The sequence below is a fragment of the Paenibacillus sp. NEAU-GSW1 genome (genome assembly GCF_009737085.1).
Classification (GTDB): domain Bacteria; phylum Bacillota; class Bacilli; order Paenibacillales; family Paenibacillaceae; genus Pristimantibacillus.
Map to the genome: position 1 here is coordinate 24,018 of NZ_WOVL01000005.1, position 20,707 is coordinate 44,724.

General features: G+C 48.0%; 23 protein-coding genes and 1 pseudogene. 21 read left to right on the forward strand and 3 right to left on the reverse strand.

The window, feature by feature from the left end; translation table 11 throughout:
- Positions 1–78: 78 nt before the first annotated feature.
- Positions 79–864, forward strand: coding sequence for an S-layer homology domain-containing protein (locus tag GOM71_RS04450; RefSeq protein ID WP_156278560.1), 786 nt, complete (start codon positions 79–81; stop codon positions 862–864).
- 185 nt (positions 865–1,049) lie between these two features.
- Complete coding sequence (locus tag GOM71_RS04455; protein WP_156278561.1) at positions 1,050–3,056, forward strand: sensor domain-containing diguanylate cyclase; 2,007 nt, start codon at positions 1,050–1,052, stop codon at positions 3,054–3,056.
- 462 nt (positions 3,057–3,518) lie between these two features.
- On the opposite strand, the gene GOM71_RS04460 is transcribed toward GOM71_RS04455, so the two are convergent.
- Positions 3,519–5,573, reverse strand: a complete 2,055-nt coding sequence (locus tag GOM71_RS04460) for a methyl-accepting chemotaxis protein (protein WP_156278562.1) — start codon at positions 5,571–5,573, stop codon at positions 3,519–3,521.
- Positions 5,574–5,779: 206 nt separating this feature from the next.
- On the opposite strand from GOM71_RS04460, the gene GOM71_RS04465 reads away from it, so the two are divergent.
- The 19 genes from GOM71_RS04465 (at position 5,780) to GOM71_RS04555 (ending at position 20,167) form a co-directional block, all read left to right on the forward strand.
- Positions 5,780–6,382 carry a hypothetical protein gene (locus tag GOM71_RS04465; RefSeq protein WP_156278563.1) on the forward strand — a complete coding sequence of 201 codons (603 nt, stop codon included), beginning with the start codon at positions 5,780–5,782 and terminating at the stop codon, positions 6,380–6,382.
- Between the two features lie 5 nt (positions 6,383–6,387).
- A complete protein-coding gene (locus GOM71_RS04470) occupies positions 6,388–6,801 on the forward strand; it encodes a GNAT family N-acetyltransferase (RefSeq protein ID WP_173275202.1) in 414 nt (137 codons plus the stop codon).
- A gap of 5 nt (positions 6,802–6,806) precedes the next feature.
- The gene (locus GOM71_RS04475) at positions 6,807–7,436 is read left to right on the forward strand and encodes a LysE family translocator (protein ID WP_156278565.1); all 630 of its coding nucleotides are present in this window, start codon (positions 6,807–6,809) and stop codon (positions 7,434–7,436) included.
- Between the two features lie 47 nt (positions 7,437–7,483).
- On the forward strand, positions 7,484–8,038 hold the full coding sequence (locus GOM71_RS04480; RefSeq protein ID WP_156278566.1) for a hypothetical protein: 555 nt from the start codon (positions 7,484–7,486) through the stop codon (positions 8,036–8,038).
- Positions 8,039–8,428: 390 nt separating this feature from the next.
- Positions 8,429–8,872 (forward strand): GNAT family N-acetyltransferase, encoded by a 444-nt coding sequence (locus GOM71_RS04485; protein ID WP_156278567.1) that lies wholly within the window; start codon positions 8,429–8,431, stop codon positions 8,870–8,872.
- 68 nt (positions 8,873–8,940) lie between these two features.
- On the forward strand, positions 8,941–9,735 hold the full coding sequence (locus tag GOM71_RS04490; RefSeq protein WP_156278568.1) for a Cof-type HAD-IIB family hydrolase: 795 nt from the start codon (positions 8,941–8,943) through the stop codon (positions 9,733–9,735).
- Between the two features lie 491 nt (positions 9,736–10,226).
- Complete coding sequence (locus GOM71_RS04495) at positions 10,227–10,721, forward strand: HXXEE domain-containing protein (protein ID WP_253944700.1); 495 nt, start codon at positions 10,227–10,229, stop codon at positions 10,719–10,721.
- An 87-nt stretch (positions 10,722–10,808) separates the two neighbouring features.
- Positions 10,809–10,982: a hypothetical protein gene (locus GOM71_RS24835; protein ID WP_156278570.1), complete on the forward strand. Its 174-nt coding sequence runs from the start codon at positions 10,809–10,811 to the stop codon at positions 10,980–10,982.
- Positions 10,983–11,008: 26 nt separating this feature from the next.
- Positions 11,009–11,605, forward strand: coding sequence for a GNAT family N-acetyltransferase (locus tag GOM71_RS04505; protein WP_156278571.1), 597 nt, complete (start codon positions 11,009–11,011; stop codon positions 11,603–11,605).
- A 2-nt stretch (positions 11,606–11,607) separates the two neighbouring features.
- Complete coding sequence (locus GOM71_RS04510) at positions 11,608–12,480, forward strand: alpha/beta hydrolase (protein ID WP_156278572.1); 873 nt, start codon at positions 11,608–11,610, stop codon at positions 12,478–12,480.
- A gap of 13 nt (positions 12,481–12,493) precedes the next feature.
- The gene (locus GOM71_RS04515) at positions 12,494–12,979 is read left to right on the forward strand and encodes an SRPBCC family protein (RefSeq protein WP_156278573.1); all 486 of its coding nucleotides are present in this window, start codon (positions 12,494–12,496) and stop codon (positions 12,977–12,979) included.
- A gap of 30 nt (positions 12,980–13,009) precedes the next feature.
- Complete coding sequence (locus tag GOM71_RS04520; RefSeq protein WP_156278574.1) at positions 13,010–13,708, forward strand: HAD family hydrolase; 699 nt, start codon at positions 13,010–13,012, stop codon at positions 13,706–13,708.
- A gap of 15 nt (positions 13,709–13,723) precedes the next feature.
- Positions 13,724–14,371 (forward strand): HAD family hydrolase, encoded by a 648-nt coding sequence (locus tag GOM71_RS04525; RefSeq protein ID WP_156278575.1) that lies wholly within the window; start codon positions 13,724–13,726, stop codon positions 14,369–14,371.
- Positions 14,372–14,472: 101 nt separating this feature from the next.
- Entirely contained in the window at positions 14,473–14,814 is a 342-nt protein-coding gene (locus tag GOM71_RS04530) for a metal-sensitive transcriptional regulator (RefSeq protein ID WP_156278576.1), read from the forward strand.
- A 23-nt stretch (positions 14,815–14,837) separates the two neighbouring features.
- Entirely contained in the window at positions 14,838–15,041 is a 204-nt protein-coding gene (locus GOM71_RS04535) for a copper ion binding protein (protein ID WP_156278577.1), read from the forward strand.
- Between the two features lie 129 nt (positions 15,042–15,170).
- Positions 15,171–17,390 (forward strand): heavy metal translocating P-type ATPase, encoded by a 2,220-nt coding sequence (locus tag GOM71_RS04540; RefSeq protein WP_156278578.1) that lies wholly within the window; start codon positions 15,171–15,173, stop codon positions 17,388–17,390.
- 37 nt (positions 17,391–17,427) lie between these two features.
- Positions 17,428–18,297: a hypothetical protein gene (locus GOM71_RS04545; RefSeq protein WP_156278579.1), complete on the forward strand. Its 870-nt coding sequence runs from the start codon at positions 17,428–17,430 to the stop codon at positions 18,295–18,297.
- Positions 18,298–18,899: 602 nt separating this feature from the next.
- Entirely contained in the window at positions 18,900–19,748 is an 849-nt protein-coding gene (locus GOM71_RS24045) for a stalk domain-containing protein (protein ID WP_156278580.1), read from the forward strand.
- A gap of 143 nt (positions 19,749–19,891) precedes the next feature.
- Positions 19,892–20,167, forward strand: a complete 276-nt coding sequence (locus tag GOM71_RS04555; RefSeq protein ID WP_156278581.1) for a hypothetical protein — start codon at positions 19,892–19,894, stop codon at positions 20,165–20,167.
- 18 nt (positions 20,168–20,185) lie between these two features.
- Here GOM71_RS04555 and GOM71_RS25105 read toward each other — a convergent pair whose 3' ends face one another.
- Together GOM71_RS25105 and GOM71_RS24300 are read right to left on the reverse strand one after the other, a co-directional pair.
- Entirely contained in the window at positions 20,186–20,485 is a 300-nt protein-coding gene (locus GOM71_RS25105; RefSeq protein WP_156278723.1) for a DUF7677 family protein, read from the reverse strand.
- Positions 20,482–20,602: pseudogene (locus GOM71_RS24300) on the reverse strand (IS1595 family transposase); the annotation flags it as partial. The pseudogene GOM71_RS24300 and the gene GOM71_RS25105, both read right to left, overlap by 4 nt.
- Between the last annotated feature and the right edge of the window lie 105 nt (positions 20,603–20,707).

Genomic DNA, 20,707 nt, shown 5'->3' on the forward strand with positions numbered 1-20,707 from the left:
TGGATATATCCAATATAGAGCGCCGAAGTAGGGCGGATGAGCGAAAGTTAGTGGATATATCCAATATAGAGCGCCGAAATGTGGGATACGGCGCTGTCGGTTACATCGAACGTCGGATTGTCGGCATTGGACGGAGGGGGACGAGCGATCCGCTGGACCTCTTCGGACAACGGTTTGCTGAACGAAGAGACGGGAGCGATCAGCCGTCCGTCTTATACGGACGGGGACGCGCAAGTCACACTAAATGCAGAAGTGGATGCAAATGGGACGACCTATGAGAAAGTGTACGATTTAACGATTAAGGCGGCTGACATTACGAATGCTGATATTCAAGGCCACTGGGCTAGAACGTCAGCTGAAACACTGGCTGCAAAGCTGATCATCGAGGGCAGAAGCGACGGTTCATTCGATCCGGGGGCAGGCTTGACGAGAGCGGAGACAGCCGCGCTGCTCGTCAGAGCGATTGGAATTGGCGCTTCGGAGGCCAAAGCCGGTTTATCCAACATATCGGGCAAATGGTACGAAGCGGCCGTGTCCTCCGCTTATACAGCGGGGCTCGTAACGGGCTGCGAAGACGGAACTTTCTGTCCGGACGGCCTAGTAACGCGAGAGGAGCTTGCGGTCATTCTTGCGAGAGCTGCAGCATACAGCAGCGGCACCGCTCTCGCCGGCAATAGCGCAGAGACGCAGCTAAGCGATGCCGAAAGCGTGGCGGGATGGGCTGCTGAAGCCGTCCGGCAAATGGCGGCGGCAGGCATTGTCAGAGGCGATGCCGACGGTCGTTTCAAGCCGCAGGTAACAGCTGTCCGCGCTGAAATGGCTGTTATGCTAAACCGGCTGCTAGAGATGCTTGGCTGCGTGTAACTATGCGAATCGGAGGCTCGTCGGGAAAATGCCGGCACCTCCGATTTTTTATATAAATTTTCACAGCAAAACTGTAGAATTCTAGCAATTTTACTTTGAGCGGCTTGTGAAGCACGGTAAAATAATAACATTATAATGCCGCTTTCCTAACATGGTTAGGGCGGAGGAGGAACGGAAGCATTCCAATGAATGAGTTGATCTATGAGCCGTCTTTAGAGATGTATCAATCGATCGTAGAGCATAATCCGCAAGCCGTCTTCATCTTGTCGGCCGACGGTCTCGTTTTAAAGATGAATGGCGCTGCCTGCACGTTGCTCGGTTATACGCCGGAGCAGGTTCAGGGGCAGGCATACACGGAAATTTTTGCGCCTGAAGATAAGAGCAGGATCGACGGTTTTACGGCAGTAGCGAAAGCCGGTAACGCTGCGGAATATGAGGCTCAGGCTGTCTGCTTCGGCGGGGAGAAGGTCATGGTGCAGATTAGCAGTATACCGCTTCAAGAGAAGGGAGCGATTACGGCCATTTTCTGTACGATGAAGGCTGTACCGGAAAGCGGCATCTATGCAGCGACGCGCAATGCCGACCGGGAGGGTAAATTCGAAGCGCTTTTTCGTTCCGCTGTGCTGCCATTGTTTATTCTCGATCTGGATGGCCGAGTGGTGGAAGTCAACGATCAGTTTGAAGCGGCCTTCGGCTGGAAGCAGGAGGAAATCGTCGGATTCATGCTGCCTATCATTCCCGAAAGCTGCTATGGCAGGCATCAGGAAATAATGGAGCAATGCAGATCAGGAACGATATGGAACAGCTTTGATGCGGTCGGGGTAAAAAAGGACGGCGCCAGCATCGAGATCAGCTCGGCTTTTACGCCGATACGCAATAATCGCAAAGAGATCATCGGCATTGTCGGACATACGCAGGATATTACCGAGCGCAAAAAATTGGCACGCACGCTACAGGAAAGCGAAGAGCGTTATCGCAGTTTGGTGGAAGCCTCGCCTGAGGGCATTATCGTCCATAAGGAGGGTACGATCCTTTACGCTAACCCTTCTGCGATGACTATCGCAAAAGTAGATGCGCCTATCGGCCAGTCGTTATATACCTACATCCCGGCAGAGTACCATGAGTCGACAAAGAAACGGATCGAGGGTCTCGAAAATCGGGAAAAGCAGACGCTGATCGAAATTGAAGTTAACCGATGCGACGGTACGAAAATTTATATCGACACGAACAGCATTCCGATTACGCATGAAACGCATGCCGCTATTCTGACGATGTTTCGGGACGTGACCGAGAAGCGAATTGCGGAAGCAGAATGGAAGGAAAGCGAGAAACGATACCGTTTGCTGGCGGATAACTCGCTTGATCTGATCCAGTTAGTTAATCTGGACGGCATCGTTACCTATGCTTCGCCATCCCACAAAGCAGTAATTGGCTACGATCCCGAGGAGTATATCGGGAAGTGGGTATTCTACCAGCCGGATGAAGGCATCGATCCTGTATTCCGCGATATTTTTATGAACATGGTCATTACGCAAAAGCCGTTTGTTCATACGATCCAGCGGAAGCATACGGCCGGACATGAGGTATGGGTGGAATTGATCGGAAAGCCTGTATTCGATGAGGGCGGCGATTTCAAAAATATGATGCTCGTCGGTCGGGAAGTGACGGAGCGGAAACGGTACGAGGAGCGTCTGAAATTTTTAAGCTATCGCGACGCATTGACGGGAAGCGCAAATCGCAGACTGTTTCAAGCCAAGCTGGAGCAAGCGGTCAAGGCTGCGGCAGAGAGCGGCGGCATGCTGGCTGTCATGTATATGGATTTGGACGGCTTCAAGCAAATTAACGACCAGTACGGGCATGACGCGGGTGACGAGCTGCTGCAGCAGTTTGCCAAACGGGTGGAAAGCATCGTCGAGGAAGGCGATCTATTCGCGCGGATGGGCGGAGATGAATTTGCGTTAATGCTTACTGGCTTGTATAATCCGGAAGAAGCGACGGCAACGGCGAAGCAGATTCTTTATGCGCTCCAGCAGCCGTGGCAGCTCGCAGAGATTCAATTGGTCACAACCTCGAGCATCGGCATTGCCCATTTCGAACAAGGGGATGCGGCGCAGGAGCTGTTGAAGAAAGCGGACACCGCCCTCTATCAGGCGAAGTTCGAAGGGAAAAACAAATATTGCACTTATCATTAAAATCGTGAAAAGGCCGATCAGGAGGCTGTGAATTCAGACTCCCGATCGGCCTTTTATTGTGTTAGCTAGGGGGCTCGCTGCGTTTATGCTGTGCTGCGTTGCTCTGCAATGCGCTGTACGCTGTACTGCGTTGCGCTGCTCTGCGTTGCGCTGCTCTGCGTTGTTCTGCGCTATGATGCGCTGCGCTGCGCTGTGATGCGCTGCGAACCCGTTTCGCTAATCAGCGAAGTGAATTTCGCTATTCCAGGCAGTTTGGAGCTGTCCGCATCATAGAGCGAAACGAATTGCGCTGTTCGCGAGCCTGTATTCGCAAATAGCGCAATTCGTTTCGTTATTTAGCCAAATAGCAGCTTAAACCGCCATCAGAGCGAAACTGCCTTCGCTAAAATGCGAATCAGCTTCGCTCTGCTGCCGGATGCTCAGCCGCCTCAAGGAAATCCTGTAGGAAGGCGCATTGGCAAGCTACTCGGTTTTGAATTTGGCGGCTGCTTCCGAAAGTCCCTTCGTTAGCGAGTCAATCGTTTCTACCATGCCGGCAAGCTGCTGCACCATCGCCGATTGCTCTTGCATCGTTGCCGTTACTTGCTCGACGGAAGCGGACACTTCTTCGCCCGTAGCGGACAAGCTTTGCGCCGACTCCAGCACTTCGTCTTTATCCTTCGCCATTACCGCCACATCGTCGGCCATTTGTTTGATCTGGTCCTTTATTTCCGATACGTTGCGGAAAATAGCAGTGAACGCCTCATTTGTTCGCTCGACATATTGCCCTTGCAACGCGGACAGCTTGCGAATTTCTTCTACGCTGGCGTTATTCTCTGCAACGAAGGAGAGATTGTTCTTGATAATGGCGCTAATGTCGCTCGACTGCTGCGCGCTTTGCTCCGCGAGTCTGCGGATTTCAGCAGCAACTACCGCAAAGCCGCGGCCATGCTCGCCGGCTCTTGCCGCCTCGATGGACGCATTCAGCGCAAGCAGGTTCGTCTGATCGGCGATTTCAGCTATCGTTCCTACAATGTTGCCGATTTGATTGGAGCTGTCCTGCAGACTGAGCGTAATTTGCGAAATGGAGCGGACCTCTTCTTCATTGCTGTTTTTCGTCACGATGAGCTGCTCGATGACTTGTCCGCTGGAATGGAAAACATTAATGATTTCCTCGGCCCGTTCTTCAATGGATACGGACTGCTCGTTCAATAACGTAAATTTCTCTCCGAAGCTGTAAAACTTCTCGACAATTTGCTCCGTGTCATTCGCTTGCGATTCAATCGCGTTGGATATTTCTCCGCTTGTCGTCGATGTTTCGGCAATGGATACGGCGGTTTTCTTGGCCGATTGATCGAGCTCATGGGTGCTATGATCAAGCACGCTGATGGAATGATTCATGCTGGAGATAAGTGCCTTTTGCTGGGCGATCATCGAATGGAAGCCTTCGGACAATTGCTTGAATTCGCCCGTATATTTTCCGTCGAATGAAGCCGTCAGGTCGCCCTTGGAAAGCTGCCCGAACGCTTTCGTGAGACGCGAAATCGGTGTAACAATGGAGCGGGACAGCAGCAATCCGACAACGACTGCTACAAGCATGGCTATTATTGTAATGATAATGACAGCGGTGAACATGCTCTCGAGCGGCTTATTGATATCGGCATATGTATCGCTCACGAGCACGACCCAGTCCGTATTCGGAATTTTGGTATAGCGGATATAAGAATCCTTCAGTTCGACATCGCCTTGAAGGATGTGATCGGTTGCGCGCTGAGCAATAAAAGCGTCAATGCCGTCAGTTTCCACTTTCTTGCCGGCCTGGCTCGGGTCCGCCGAATTGTATAAAGCGATGCCGGAGCGGCTCATGATCAGGATGTAGCCTTGTTTATTGATGTGGATGCCTTGAAGCTTGTCTGTAAAAAATGCAGTGTTTACCGTAGCGACAAACACCCCTAACGTTTTGCCCGATTGATCTTTAATGGGCTGAGCGAAGGATATGACCAGATTGTTAGAACTTCTCGAAACAATCGCATCGCTGATGAAGCTGTTCCCCTTCATTGCTTCTTTGAAATATTCGCGGTCGGACAGATCCGTTTTCAGCATCTTCGTATCGGTACTGGCGACGATGATGCCTTTTGGATCAATGATGGCGAACAGTTCGTTGTTTTTAACGCCCTCCAGACTCTTTTTGAGCGTATTGTTCGCTTTTGTAAGCAATACATTGCTGGAGGAGAAAAATAAATCCGTCGGCGTTTGCGTGCGGGCGTTCAGTAAATCGATGTAAGTATTGTGTGCAGAAGCCAAATAGACCGATTGCGCCTGCAGCTGGGAAGCGGTCCATAACCCTTCGCCGATGCGGTTGCCGTTGGCGGCCATTTCATCTTTCGCTTTTCCGGTAATCAGATTTGATCCTGAAACATACAAGGAGATGCTAGTGCCTAGAAGGACGACCGCAATCAGCAAACAGATGAGCAAAGGAAGTTTAATTTTCAAAGACAAGCTGCGGGCGAGATTCAACCAATTTTTAATGTACTTCATGATGTTTTCACTCCTAAGCGTATTATTCATTGTGTTTATCGGCGGTGCTGTTAATGGGGTTAATAAATTCGGGCCATCTTTTACAAGCGGAATTGTCGCAGCAAGCCATGATTGTAAGGGGTGGAAAAACTATACAGATAAAGCGCGGAATGCGCTATAATAATGGGAAATGAAGGAGAGGGTCAAATCATAAAGGAGCATTCCAGATGCCATATACAAAACCTGTAATACGAGAACCATACTATGATTGTCCAGTGTGGATTGAAAGTGATGTAACTCGAAATGAAGTTACTTTTTTGTCCTCTGAGAGCAGCGTTCATGATGTGGAGCTCTTTTTACTGCACTTGTTTGGGTATAACAGCATTGATGTCAGTCATACAATCGAGAGATCATTCGAGGAATTGTTTGCTTTGGAGGAAGTTGCTATTTTGGGCGGGGTAGCTTTCTTAAAAGATGAAGACACAGTTATTCTTCCCAGTTGTTGTTGCGGACTTGAGGATTGGGAAACTATAAACGAATCAATAGAGAGAAGACAAAGTCCATGGCTCGGACACGACCCATCACCGGGTATTGCATATCATGATGATTATTTAACGGTTTGGTCAGATGATTCTCAAATAGAGAACAATGAAGTGTTAAATATTCGTTTCACTTATCCAGAGATGAAGGAAAGTCTTGATAGGACAAGGAGAGATATACTTGGTTTTATTGAAAAACCACTATATCAATGGCTGGAGGTAAGAGATAAGGAAATAGCGATTAACATGAAAGAGAAAATGCATACATGGTTCCTGAAAGAAAAGAGGTGACGCTTTTGATTCAGATTGAGGTATGTTCAAAGGGCGATGCGGAATTGCTGGCCGGCTTGAACAAGCAGCTTATCGAAGATGAACAGCATGACAATTCGATGAATATCGGGCAATTGAAGCTTAGAATGGAAGCATTTCTGGAGAGCGAATATAAAGCGTATTTATTTAAGGAGTCAAGCGAGATTAAGGGATATGCGCTAGTTAACCATTCTCGCGATCCGCTTTATATTAGACAGTTTTTTATTTGCAGAGACAGCAGAGGACAAGGCTATGGCAAGCTCGCTTTTAGCCGATTGATGGAGAGGCTTGGAACAAGCAAGGCTGATATCGAGGTGCTGAGCGGAAATGAGCGCGGCTGCGCATTCTGGAAGTCGCTTGGCTTCGCGGAACGAAGCGTTTATATGCGATTGGAGGAGTAAGGGCGATGTTTGGAATCGAGCATTATTCAATCTTTATTTTATCGGGCATTATGCTGAATATTACGCCGGGAAGCGATACGCTGTACATCTTGGGCAGAACGATATCGCAGGGCCGAAGAGCCGGGCTGGTTTCCGTTATGGGGATTGTAACCGGGGCCTTGCTGCACACGCTGATGGCGGCGCTCGGGCTATCTATTCTATTAGTCCAATCTGCAATCGCGTTTACAATTGTAAAATGGCTGGGGGCTGCTTACCTCATCTACTTAGGCATCCGAGCGATCATGTCGAAAGAATCGGGGGGAATGACGGTCGAGCGGAAGGATGCGATGCTGCTGCGGAATATTTATTGGCAAGGAATGTTGACCAATGTGCTGAATCCGAAGGTGGCGTTATTTTACTTGGCTTTTCTGCCGCAGTTTATTGCACCGGACCATCACTATGGAGCCATTCCGTTTCTGATCCTTGGATTGACGTTTATCATTAACGGAACCGTATGGTGCGTCATTCTCGTTCTGGCATCCGAGATGATGGCGAAGACAGTCAGAAAGAGCAGGCTGTCCGGCTACTTGAATAAAATAATGGGCGGCATTTTTATTTTGCTTGGATTAAAGCTGTTGAGAGAATCGAGAGCATAGAAGAGATTCCCGTTGAATGAGCCATGATGGAAAGGAAGGATAGCATCATGCAACTGAGCAAGCGAACGATAGGGATCGGCATTGTTTTGATCTGTGTGGCGGTTGGTGTTTTAATCGGCGTGCGGGGGTATTCGGCTACAATAAATAAGCTGTACGGAAACGATGAGGCATCCATTGCCGAAGTCATCATGTCCATAGACGGCTATAAAGGTAAGACGATTGAAATTTTGGGCATTACCGACTTGAATGATGAGTATAGGGTGGCGGCGTTCTTGTCGGACAGCAAACCGGCGTATATCCAGTTCTCGAAAAATAAAGCCGGCAATTACGAGTGGATTCATATCGAGACGCAAGATACATCGTTAGCGATATTCTCGCCGTCAGCGCCATTCGATGATAAGCCGAAATTTCTAATCGTGACCAGCCGAGACAATGATATTGCAAAAATGCAGGTAGAGGTTAATGGCGAGCTGGTTGAACAGAAGATAGAGCCCATTAAAGCTGCCGCCGTCTGGATGGATTTGCCGGAGACTTCGGAGAAAAGCTATACGTTTAGCCACTACCGTTACTATGATGCGGACGGGAATCTAGTGGAAGCGTGATGTCGGCGACGATTTTGCCTACTTGAGCTGCGGTCGTCCGGCGCCCGCATTCTAACGGACACAGGAGCCGTTATTTGTGCTTATGTAGCTCAGTTTTGATTGCAACGGACATGAGAGACCTTATTTCGGGCAAAACAGCTCGATTGGTGTGAAAATGCGGCAATGAACGGCTCTCATGTCCGTTAGAATGCTGTCAGCGCTATTTTGAGTGGAATAGCGTCGTTAATTCGCTCATTTTGTTTGGGCTTTTACATACACAATTTGGTTATCAATCCGACGTTAGAATCAATTTATTTTTTAGAGCTTTGCATGTCCGGCTGCAGCAAATCCGTTGAACTTGTGCTGTAGCCGCTAATCTTAACCATAAAACCGAGAGGGAGTGCTTTGCGAATGGCTATTTGCAGATTAGTACGTGAAGAGGAATTGGAACAGTTATTATTGCTCTATAAATTTTTGCAGCCGTATGATCCTGAATTGGTGAGAGATGACCAGTTGAATGCGCATTGGAAGGATATGTTGAACGAGCGCAATATGAGCATTGTCGTGGTCGAGCATGAGGGTGTGCTGGTTGCCACTTGTGTGCTAGTCATTGTAAAAAATCTCACAAGAAGCGCACGGCCGTATGGACTGATCGAGAATGTTGTAACGCATGGCGATTATCGCAGACATGGCTTCGGACGAATGGCATTGGACTATGCGAAAGAGATAGCGTCGCAGCAAAACTGCTACAAGCTAATGCTGCTCACAAGCTCTCCGGAGGAATCGGTATATCAATTTTATGAGAACGCAGGATATTTGAAAGGGAAGAAAAAAGGGTTTGTAATGAATTTATGATGAAAACATGTTGGCCAATGTGCCAGAATGCGGGGATCGTGCAAATTGCTTAATCTGAGGAGGCTGCGATGAAATTCTCAACCGTAGTGATCGATCTGGACGGAACGTTATTGAATTCGGACAAGCAGGTGTCTGAACGCAATTACAATGCCATTCTCGCATGCCATGGGCAGGGAATGAACATTGTATTTGCAACTGCGCGTCCTCCAAGGACGGTTAAATCATTTTTACGGGAGGAGCTTTTGCGGATTGGTTCGTTCGTTTACTACAACGGCGCATATATCGACTGCAAGCATACAGGCATTGAACACCATGAGCCGATAGATTCCGCGCTAACGTCGGAGGTTCTGGACTATTGCTTAAGCAGCCATGCGGATCTCGATATCAGCTTGGAAGTAAAGGATGAGTGGCTAAGCCTCAAAGCATATGACTATTCGACTCTTACACGAATAAAAGGAGGGCCGAGTGTCAAAACGTTAGAAGAGCTAAAGAGCATAGATGCGACAAAAATTCTGTTCACTGGCAAGATGGATATGGAAGCGCTGAAAGAGAGGTTTGCAGCGCGGCTAAACATAGTCGTGACAGACAACGGAGAACTCGTCCAAATTTCAGCGATTAACGCGTCGAAAGAAAATGCGGTCGCGATGCTGTGCCAACGCTTGAATGTACCGCTTGGCGAGGTTATCGTCTTTGGCGATGATTATAACGACGTCGGCTTGTTCGAACGGTGCGGCTGGCCCGTTGCGATGGGTAATGCCGTTGAGCATTTGAAGAAGCTCTCGCAAGAGGTTACGGATACGAACGATGCGGATGGCGTAGCGAAAGCACTGGAACGCTTGCTGCCAACGGAATTTATGCGCTAAAGAGAATACCCTGCAAATGCAAATTGCTGCAATTCTGAGACGCTCATCCCCACAGGACGCTCCAAAATGGGCGGCAGGCCGGATCTCCCGATCGGCAATAAACCAGCTTGGGGGTTTGATCCTAACGATCGGGGGAGCTGGAAGCTGGTTTATACCGAATCGGCGGAAACCCTTGAACGAAAGGAATATTGCAATGCGTTTAAAGGGATAAAGGAGAGCTTGATCATCGGAAAATGCCGATCTTAATTGATCTGACATTTTTCGATTTTTTGTTTTCCAGTAATTGAGAAAATGGTAAACTGAGTGGGTATTAAGAGAAAAATGGGTGAGGCGGGGGATCGTAAGCGATTATATGAGAAGCTCGGCTATAAAAAAAGATGAGGATTTCTTCCATTATTATTTGGCATTGTAAGCGCGCGCCGGATCGAATAATGGGCAGATAGGAGCGGTATATCGGGATGGATGACGCGTTCATTAGCATCAATTCTTTAATGTGGCTATTTTTAGCTGCGTTTATGATTCATGATTTTGAAGAAATCATTGCGGTTGAATCATGGATGAACAACAATTTTGCAAAGGTATATAAACGGGCTCCAAAGTTCGTCGGCAATCGGCTTCAAACGATGTCCAACGTGAAATCGTCGCAATTTGCGGTCGCCGTTTTTTTAGAATTTATTATATTCGTACCGGTTACTTATTTGGCGGTTGAGCACGGCAACTATGCGCTGTTTATCGGATTTAATGCTGTTTTGCTCGTACATGTGTTTACGCATGTAGGACAGTCGCTGTTGATCCGATCCTACACGCCGGGAGTCGTCACCGCACTGCTGATAACTTTGCCGTATTCTCTCTATTTGTTCAATCGAATGATTGCTGAGGGACTGGTGTCGCTGAACGAAATATTTATTTTTGCGCCGTTTGGCCTGCTGTTGCTCCCAATCGTGTTGTTCGGCCATAAACTGGGCAAGCTCGCGATAAGGAATTAATCCGATGACAGCGGCATTTGTTCACGGACTCCTATTAGCAATCGGATTGACTTTTTTGTTTTTTCACAGGGAGCGATTCGCAAGCGTATGCTTGATGCGTTCCCAGTAGCCGTAACAGCGTCTCTGTGTGATACGCTGCTCATTCTGCTCGCGGTCTATGGCGTATCGTTAGCGGTTATGGGATTTCACGGTGAGAACGTTGCTGCTGCTGGGCGGCTTTCTCATACGGATACTTCGGGAAGAAGACTAAGAGAAGATTAAAATAGTGAGAAGGGGGATATCGGTCCATGTTCGAATTTAAAGGTTTGGAAGGCGAGAGAGTAAAGCTTGTACCGCTTCAGCTTGAGCATGCTGAGCCGCTTTTTGAATGCTCAAGATACCCGGAAATTTGGGAGAGCTATCCGTTTCGAATCGACACGCTCGAAGAGATGCGCAAATTTGTTCAGAAAGCGCTAGACTTGCGGGACCGCAACGAGCAATTTCCGTTCGCCGTTTATGATAAAGTGCGCAACGAATTTGTCGGCACGACTCGATTTCTTCGCATTTCCGAGGATAACAACAATTTGAATATCGGCTCTACATGGTATTCGAAAGCGGTGTGGAGAACGCGAGTCAATACGGAAGCAAAGTATTTGCTGCTGAAATATGCGTTCGAACAATTGCAGGCCGTGCGTGTTGAAATCGTGACGACAACGACCAATGAGCGTTCGCAAAGGGCGATCGAACGGCTCGGCGCCGTTCGCGAAGGCTTGCTAAGAAAGAAATATTACGGATTGGATTATTACATCTACGGCTTCATCGACAGTGATTGGCCTTCCGTTAAGGAAAGGCTTGAAGGCTTTTTGCAGGATCGGGTAGAGCAATCGGTCTTAAAGGAACATTAACGATGAAGAAAACAACGAGAGTATATAAAACGGCAAATAACTGCCCGATCGAAGCAGACATTTACGATAGGGGTGAAGGTACTCCTGTCATCATATACATGCACAGCGGAGCGCTGATTTTCGGCACACGAAACTGGCTGAGCGGCGAACAAATAACCTATCTTACTGATGCCGGATTCAGCATCGTCAATATCGATTACCGTCTCGCGCCGGAAACGAAGTTCGAGGACATCATTGAAGATATGAAGGATGCGATACGCTGGGTACGGACAGAAGCGTCGCAATGGTACGGTTTCGATACGAGCAGAATAGCTCTTATGGGCGCGTCTGCAGGCGGCTATTTGAGCTTGCTCGCCGGTACGATGGACGACATAATGCCGAATGCCATCATTTCCTTGTACGGCTATGGCGATTTGTTTGGCGAATGGTATACGGAACCGAGCGATCACTATTGCAAAAGCGCTATTGTCGGCAAAGAGGCTGCTTATCGCTGTGTAGGCGAACAAGCGCTGACGAACGGCGACTGGAGCCGGTTCAATTACTATTTGTATTGCCGCCAACATGGGAAGTGGCTAGAGGAAGTCAGCGGAATGGACCTTGCTGTAGCACGTACAAAGCTTAGCTGCTACAATCCGATTGACCGTATGACAGCCGGTTTTCCGCCTGCTTTGCTGTTGCATGGGGATCAAGATACAGATGTGCCTTATGAACAATCCGTTCTCGTGTTTGAAAAGCTCAAGACGCTAGGTGTTCAGACGGAATTGATTGCGATTGAAGGCGCGGACCATGTTTTTGACCAGCATTTCCGCACCTCCGCTGTACAGAATGCGTACAGGCGAATCGTTGATTTTTTAAACGAGCATTTGAATCAATAAGGCAGGTGCATTCTTGATTACTGTACGGACGGAAATCGACATTGCCGCTCCAATCGAGGTCTGCTTTAGGCTGGCGAGAGACATCGATGTCCATACGAGGACCGTGTGGAGGCATACGAATGAAAAAGCGGTAGGCGGTGTTACATCGGGTCAGATAGGAGCGGGAGAAAGCGTAACGTTTCAAGCGACCCATTTTCTAATTCGGCAGAAATTGACTTCGAAAATAACGGAGCTTGTTGAACCGAGCTATTTTGTGGACGAAATGCAAAAAGGGACATTCAAGAGCTTGAGACATATCCATCGTTTTGAAGCGTTAGACGGAGGGAAAGGAACTCGAATGTCCGACACGCTATACATCGAAGCGCCCCTCGGTCTGCTCGGTCGAGTAGCGGAAGTATTCATATTGAAGCGATATATGAGGAAGTTTCTCGAAGACCGCAATTGGCAGCTGAAGAAGCTTGCGGAAGAGAAACGAGCCAATGACAATGACGATACTTAGAGAAGCAACATGACAGGAGTGAAGATTAGAATGTACAAGGCAATCATTTTCGATTTGGACAATACGCTGCTGAATTACAACTTTAGTGAGAATGCTGCGTTGCGCAGAACGCTTAATGAGCATGATCTGTTTGTTCATGATGAAGCTGGCTGGGATGCGTTCTGGGATTCATACTCGCAGCATAATTTTCGCTATTGGATCGACTTCGTCAATCATCTCGGTCCGCATAAATCGATCGAAGAGGTGCTGAGAAGCTCTTTCCGCGAAACGCTTCAAATGCATGACGCATTACATACTTCGCTTGCAGAGACGTATTGGCATTATTTTTGCAACAGCTGCGATTTTGAGGAAGGCGCGGACAGTCTGCTCGATACGCTTCAATCCGATTTCAGCTATAAGCTTGGCATCATCTCGAACGGAATCGGCTTTGCCCAACGAAAAAGACTGGATACCGGCAATATTAGCGACCGGTTTCATTCCATTGTCGTGTCTGACGAAGCGGGTGTCCGAAAGCCTCGCAAAGAAATATTCGATATTTCGCTTCACGAGCTGCAATTGGATCGAAACGAGGTCATGTTCATCGGCGATTCGCTGACAGACGATTATTACGGGTCCATTAATGCAGGAATCGACTTTTGCTTCTACAACCGAGGGAACGTCGCGATCCCGAATGATATTAAACCGAAGTATACGATTTCCGGCATAGCGGATTTGTTGCAAATCATTTAGGGGGCAGGGAATACGATGAAAGCATTTATTTTTGATATGGACGGCGTCATTATCGACAGCGAACCGATTCATTTTGAAATCGATGTGCAAACCTTGAAACATCTTGGTCTTGACGTCTCGCCGCATGAGCTTGAAGAGTTCGTCGGCATGACCAATCCCGAAATGTGGGAAATACTAAAGCAAAGGCATCAACTGCCGCAAACGATAGCTGAAATTATTGCGTTTCAATTGTCCTCCAAAATCGCCCATCTGAACGCGCTTGATATCGAGCCGATCGACGGCATCCGAGAGTGGATCGCCGAGCTCAAACGGTTGAATGTGCCGATAGCTATCGCATCTTCTTCGCCGGTTATTTTTATAAATGGCGTATTGGAAAAGTTTCAGCTGAAAGCGCACTTCGATTGCATCGTCAGCGGCGAGGAAGTGGCGAAGGGCAAGCCGGAGCCGGATGTATACTTGGAAGCCGCAGCGCAATTAGGCGTACAGCCTGGCGATTGCGTTGTGCTGGAGGATTCCAGAAACGGCGTAAAAGCAGCCAAGGCAGCAGGAATGAAATGTATCGGCATCATTAACGAAAACTCGGGCAATCAAGATTTGTCCCAGGCGGATCTCATTGTGAAGAGCGTGAGAGAGCTGTCGGTTGAAGCATTAAAGCAGCAATAGCAGCAAAAACATTTTTGCAAAAAAATAGAAAAAAAGTTCGCCATAGCTCTTGTATACCTACAGGGGGTATGGTATATTTATTTCCGAGGGAGGGATGCTAAATGAAACAGCACGAACTTGAAGAGGCTCAGCTCAACACCGAGACGGAATGCCATTCCTGCAACAATAGAAAAAGCCACCACTCGGATAAATTAAAAAGCAATATCGTATCGAGACTGAATCGCATCGAAGGACAAATTCGCGGCGTTAAGGGGATGATCGAGAAGGATACGTATTGCGATGATGTTTTGAACCAGTTAGCAGCCGTCCAATCGGCGTTAAACAGCGTAGGAAAACTTCTGCTGGAGAATCACATGAACAGCTGTGTCGTCGAGCGCATTCAAGAAGGAGACACGGATGTCGTCAAAGAACTAATGGTTACGATTAACAAATTAATGAAATGACAATTACTCGGGAGGTAATGAAAATGACAACAACAACATTGAAAGTTCAAGGTATGTCTTGCGGACATTGCGTAAATTCGGTGGAAGGCGCGCTCAAACAAATTGGCGCTTCAGGCAAAGTTGATTTGGGAGCCGGTTCAGTAACGGTAAATTTTGAGGAATCGAAAGTATCTCTTGCCGCAATCAAAGAAGCGATTGAGGATCAAGGCTACGACGTAGTCGGCTAAAGTATGACAGCAGCCGAAGCTGCCGAAATAGAAGCTGAGGCTCCAACATGTAGGACCATATATTTTTTGCCTCCAATATACCCCTGGTGAGTATATTGGAGGCGGTACACAATGACGAGGTGAATTCAGATGGAGCAACCGTTCGAACAGGAGCAAACGACGCTGGAGATTGGCGGGATGACATGCGCGGCATGTGCCAATCGGATTGAAAAAGGATTAAATAAATTGCCGGGCGTTACGAAGGCAACGGTCAATTTTGCACTGGAAACGGCGCATGTCGAGTTTGACGCATCCGCTGTATCGAAGACGGCGATGATTGATAAGGTCGTACAATTGGGGTATCAAGCAGTTGTCAAAGAAGAAGGCAAAGACAATGGCGATCAAAAGCAAAAAGAAATTACCCGCAAAAAACTGCAGCTGCTAGCCTCCGCCGTTTTATCCTTTCCGCTCCTCTGGGCAATGGTCAGTCACTTCTCGTTTACCTCTTGGATCTACTTGCCTGAATTCCTAATGAATCCGTGGGTGCAGCTGGCGCTTGCGACGCCGGTGCAGTTTATTATAGGCGGACATTTCTATACCGGAGCGTACAAAGCGCTTCGCAACAAAAGCGCTAATATGGATGTTCTCGTGGCGCTTGGCACATCTGCTGCTTATTTCTACAGCTTATACATGACGTTCCAATGGGCGAGCAACCCGCACAGCCATCATGCTCCTGAACTATACTACGAGACAAGCGCCGTTCTAATTACGCTGATCGTCCTTGGCAAATTGTTCGAAGTATTGGCGAAAGGCCGCACTTCTGAAGCGATTAAGAAGCTGATGGGACTGCAGGCAAAAACAGCGCTAGTCGTGCGCGACGGCCAGGAAATAATCATTCCGGTAGAGGAAGTCATTGTCGGCGACGCTGTTCTGGTTAAACCGGGCGATAAAATTCCGGTTGACGGCGAGGTGCTTGAGGGCGTCTCGGCAGTAGACGAATCGATGCTGACGGGCGAAAGCATCCCGGTTGAGAAGAGAGCAGGCGACGCTGTCATCGGCGCTACGCTGAACAAAAACGGCAGTCTGACGATTAAAGCGACGCGCGTTGGCAAGGAAACCGCGCTGGCGCAAATTATTAAAGTCGTGGAAGAAGCGCAAGGCTCGAAAGCTGAAATTCAGCGTGTCGCTGACAAAATATCGGGCATATTTGTCCCAATCGTTGTTGGGATTGCATTAGTCACTTTCTTTGTATGGTTTTTCGCGGTATCTCCGGGCGAGTTTGCCGAGGCGCTTGAGAAAGCGATCGCCGTTCTTGTTATCGCATGCCCATGCGCACTGGGTCTCGCTACGCCGACGTCGATTATGGCAGGTTCGGGACGCGCTGCCGAGCTGGGCATCCTGTTTAAAGGCGGCGAGCATCTGGAAATGATGGAGAAAGTACAGACAATCGTTCTGGATAAAACGGGCACGGTTACGAAAGGCAAACCGGAGCTCACCGACGTTCTGATTGAGGGACTTGAGGAGCAAACCGCATTAAGCCTGATCGGCGCTGCGGAGAAACAATCGGAGCATCCGCTTGCCGAGGCGATCGTAGCCGGCATTGCGGAAAGAGGCATCGCGCTGGCTTCCGTCCAGCAGTTTGAAGCGATTCCGGGTTACGGTATCCGGGCAGTAGCCGACGGAAAAGAAGTGCTTGTCGGTACGCGCAAGCTGATGTTTAGAGAACAAATCAACTTTAGCCATGCCGAAGCTGCTATGGAACGGCTGGAGTCGGAAGGCAAGACCGCAATGCTTGCAGCAATCGACGGCAAATATGCCGGTATCGTTGCTGTTGCTGACACGGTGAAAGAATCGTCGAGAGATGCGATTGTCAGACTGAAGCAGCTGGGCATCGAAGTTATTATGATTACAGGCGACAACAAACGGACTGCGGAAGCAATTGCGCGCCAGGTAGGCATTGAGCAGACGCTGGCGGAAGTATTGCCGGAGGGCAAAGCGGATGAAGTGAAAAAGCTGCAAGCGAAAGGCAAAAAAGTGGCGATGGTCGGTGACGGCATTAACGACGCTCCAGCGCTGGCGACAGCCGATGTCGGCATCGCAATCGGCACCGGTACCGATATTGCGATGGAAGCGGCGGATATTACGCTGATGCGCGGAGAGCTTACGAGCATTGCGGATGCGATCTTTATGAGCCGCAAAACGATGGCCAACATTAAACAAAATCTGTTCTGGGCGCTTGGCTACAATACGCTCGGTATTCCAATCGCTGCTATCGGGCTGCTTGCGCCATGGGTTGCAGGCGCGGCAATGGCGCTTAGCTCGGTATCGGTCGTGTTGAACGCGCTGAGACTGCAGCGGGTAAAGCTGTAAGGGAAAGCTGATAATTGGAATGCAATAGGAGGATTATATGAAAAAGACGATAACGATATTGTTGCTGGCTGCAGCGCTGTTGACGGCATGCGGCCAGGGCGGAAATGGAACGAAAGAGTCGGCGACCGAGGAGCACGGCGGTCACGGCGGACATAAGGAGAAAGAAGGCTCGGAAGCAGGCCATGAGGCGCCGGCGGCTGGGGCAAATGAAGATGTAGAAGCATCGTTCTCCTATTCGGACACAGATAACGTCCAAGCGAATAAGGAGACGACGGTAACGATTCAAATTCAGGCTGCGGACGGCAAGCCGTATGAGCAATTCGAAACGGTGCACGAGAAAAAGCTGCATTTGATCGTTGTAAGCAAAGATTTGTCGTATTTCAACCATATTCATCCCGAGTATGAAGGAAACGGGAAGTTTACGATTGAGACGGCATTTCCGGCAGCGGGCGATTATAAGCTGATCGCCGACTTCACGCTGACGGGAAGCGAGGCGACGAATCGCAGCTCGTGGCTTACCGTAAAAGGCGAAGAAGCAGCAGCTGTGCCAATTGTGCCGTATCCAGAAGCCGAGCTGACGCAGACGGTTGACGGCAAACAGGTTGAGCTGTCGTTCGATCAACTGACGGCGAATAAGGAGCTTATGCTTAATTTCAACATCTCCGATGCGGAGACGAAGCAGCCGATTACCGATCTGCAGCCTTATTTAGGGGCGATAGGACATGTCGTTATTTTGAGCGAGGACGCGGAAAATTACTTGCATGTGCACCCGATGGAGGAGAAGGGATCCGGACCGGAAGCGAAGTTTATGACGACCTTCCCGCATAGCGGCATCTATAAAATTTGGGGACAGTTCCAGCGTGACGGCAAAGTGTTTACCGTTCCGTTTGTGGTAGAGGTACCATAACTAAGCAGCTAGTCCGTTAGAATCGAAAGAGCTTAGCCTTGGAGAACAATTTTCTCCAGGCTGAGCTTTTTTTGTTTGAAAGGGATATTTATAACTAATAAAATAAAGGAAATCTATTTAATGGAAAATCGCTTTCAAATGAGGATTTCCAGAATTACAACGAATAGGAGTTTATTCTAGGGTGAGGAAGTGATACAGATTAAGAAAATAGCAGCAGTAATACTAGTCGTTTTTGTATCGTTTTCTAAACGATGTTCCTTCACCTCCAGATGGGGAAGGAGTTCGCTTTTTAAATTAACAGACTTCTTTCTTTCGGCGGTTCAAGCATCTTAATCGGAGCCATAGTGTATGGGAGTGAGAGACCTTCGGGAGAACCGAAAGTCTCTCTTCATGTTGCCCGTTATGCCTAGTTGAGCACCGTTTAGAGGGAAATGATTCCTAGATGTAAAGCCAAATTATTGAAATTCGACATATTCTGTGGTATTCTAGCAACAATCGAATAGGTAAATTACGGAAGCTCTAAACGATTCTCACAAGTAATAGTTTGGTGTTATTCGTTAATAGCCTATTGAAATATCAATAACTGGGAGGGCAATAGAAAGATGAAGTTTAAAAAATCAGCAATCGTAGCATCCGTTCTAGCATTCGGATTGGTTTGCGGCGCAGTCGGCGCGGGTGCGGCTACAGGTATTCAGCAAATTAAAGCAGCGCTTAATTACAATTTGAATTTTAAGATCGACGGAGAGAGCTGGACACCGAAAGATTCTAATGGAAATAAAATGGCTCCGATTGTATATAAAGGTTCAACATACCTGCCGGCTCGTGCAGTTAGCGAAGCTCTTGGAGCGACGATCGGCTTGTCTGGCAACACGATTAGCATTGATACTGGAGTAGACGGACACCCGTACAACGACGGAGACGGCAGCAGCTCTTCTTCCGGCAGCTCTTCGTCAGGCTCCTCAAGCTCGAGCAGCAGCAGCAGCAATTCCAGCGGTGTTATCAAACTGTCCGGCTCTACTTCTTCTATGGAAGAAAAAATGCGTGAAGAAGCACTGGTCCTCATTCATCTTTACGGATATGCGCTTGAAGACCGCGATCCTGAGCGTGTATTGAATTATATCGACAAGAGAGTATCGAAAGCGCTTGACGGCGGTCCTTTGAGCAACGGCAAGGAATACTACAAGGATAAATTCGAAGAATACTTTGAAGGCGTATTGGAAGCAAATGATGATGAAACGGTTGATGCTTATGCTGACGGACTGAAAGCAGCTACGCTCGACGAAGTTGAGACAAGCTATGTCGGCACGAAATCGGAATTTTCGCAAGGCTTCAGCTACAGCTTCCGGCCTGAAGGCTTCGACGCTTTCAGCTCCGTATATATCTATTACACGTTCTACGCGGATAAGTACGATTCCGATAACTTCATCTTGGGTGAAGCGCGCGTAAGCTAAGCGAGTTTAATATTTTATGAGAATCCAAGTGATCGCATTGTCTTTATGACAGTGCGATCACTTTTTTTATAATTGGCAATAGAATAGCAACATTTATGCGATAAGATAGATGCAAGACTATCGTTTGAAAGAGAGGGAACGCGGTGCAGGAGCAGAGACAGAAGAAGCTGCTGATCCTCGAAGATGACGAAGCAATCCGGGAGGTATTAACCTATGCGCTTAAAGGCGAGGGTTATCAGGTCTTTGGAGCGGGAACGGGCAAAGGGGCAAGAGCGAGGCGCAGGATGAGCAATAGAGCGCTCCCGATCCATTTGAAAATTACGGTTGGCTTTGTTTTTATTTTGGCTCTGTTAAATCTTAATGTTGATTTTGTATCAGAAGAAAACCGCCTTCCTAAGAAAACGGCAATGTGGAGCTAACGAGGACGTTAGCTCCATCTAATAAAGAGCTACTTCCCAATCTTCAAATTCTGGCTCAACCTTATAACTATTATCAACATAACTCCGAATGAACTGTGCCGCTCTCTTTTCAGCGTATTTTGCATTACAAACGATTCCTTGATCATCCATCTCGATGACATTTGCAAAAATGGCATATGCTTGTTCTAACGCGCTCGGTTCTTCAAAAATGCAAGAATAGTCAATCCCCTCAAGTATAGGCAGTCCAACAGTACCATTTGCTATCCAGTATGAGAATGTCCTCAATGTCCCACTAAAAGAATTACTTAATTTCGGCATATTCTTTTTATTCGATGCTGTATTCTCATATTCCTTGTTGTCTATATATCGGAACCAAGCCAAATAATGTTGCAAATACTTGGTTGCAACGCCATCAAAGCGGTCAATCCAAGTACGCCTAAGAATGTCAGCTTTTGACGGTCACGGGCAACCAAAACACATATCTGATCGTTACTGATATCGGGAGAACATTTAAATGCGCATGTTGCTGTTTAACCCAAA